This window comes from Pseudomonas sp. HY13-MNA-CIBAN-0226 (assembly GCF_040310305.1).
In the GTDB taxonomy this organism is placed as follows: Bacteria; Pseudomonadota; Gammaproteobacteria; order Pseudomonadales; family Pseudomonadaceae; genus Aquipseudomonas; species Aquipseudomonas gregormendelii.
On the sequence record NZ_JBEOPS010000628.1, the window covers coordinates 1 to 236 of the forward strand.

Consider the following 236-nt stretch of genomic DNA (forward strand, 5'->3'; position numbering starts at 1 on the left):
TTTCCAGGCTTCGCACTTTCGCCGGATCAGCCATGATCACCAACGCATTTTGGCCTTCATCGGCGGCCACCATGACCTCGCTTGTCGATGCCTTTTGCGTGGCACCGGTCAGTGCGGTGTCTTGCTGCATGCCCTGGGCAACGGTTTCAAGCACCTCGGCCAATTGCTTGGCGTCACTGTGACGAAGACGAATGACCCGTGAGTTTTCGGACTGTTGCGTCGGTTTTGTGTCCAGC

Annotated in this window: 1 protein-coding gene; it reads right to left on the minus strand. The window is 57.2% G+C overall.

Annotated features, from left to right (window positions below; genetic code table 11):
* On the minus strand, positions 1 to 236 hold a 236-nt coding region (locus AAEZ05_RS30190; protein ID WP_350650348.1), incomplete at both ends, for a secretin N-terminal domain-containing protein.